General features: G+C 50.7%; 1 pseudogene. It reads left to right on the forward strand.

Features of this window, described 5'->3' with window-relative positions:
* A pseudogene (locus tag HMPREF0080_RS05995) lies at positions 1-720 on the forward strand (ESPR-type extended signal peptide-containing protein); the annotation flags it as partial.

Here is a 720-nt window from a genome sequence, read left to right on the forward strand (position 1 = left end):
CGAATATGATCCTTCCAACATCAAAACGATGGTGGACAGCAATGGTGAAATGATTGTCGGCCTGGACAAAAACCTGAAAGTAGAAACCATTACGGCCGGCAAAGATGGCAAAGATGGCAAAGTCGGAGTAGCGGGAGCGAATGGTAAAGATGGAGTGACCATCACGGCGGAAGGGCCTGCGGGTCAGAATGGAGTAGACGGCCATATCGGAATCAACGGTAAGGACGGAACATCGGCGGACATCCATGTAAAAGACGGAGCACCGGGAGTAGACGGAGCACCGGGAACCCATCTGACGCGAATTGTATACGAAGATAAGAACCATGTGACCCATGAAGTGGCTACCCTGGATGACGGCATGAAATACGGCGGTGACACGGGGGCTGTCATCAAGAAGAAACTGAACGGACAGGTCAATGTAGTGGGCGGCATTACGGATACAAGCAAACTGACAGATGATGACAACATCGGCGTCGTATCCGACGGCAGCGATAATCTGAAAATCCGTCTGGCGAAAGATGTAAACCTTGGGCCGAACGGCAGCCTGACCATCAACGGAAAGACTTATATCAACAAAGACGGTCTGAATGCGAACAGTCAGAAAATCACCAACGTAGCCAACGGTACGGTAAACAGTGATGCGGTCAACTTCGGCCAGCTGAAAGATGCTGTTGCGGCAGGCAAGACAATCCTGAAAGACGGTAAGAATACTACCGTTGA

The sequence above is a fragment of the Megasphaera geminata F0357 genome (assembly GCF_000239275.1).
GTDB lineage: Bacteria > Bacillota > Negativicutes > Veillonellales > Megasphaeraceae > Megasphaera > Megasphaera geminata.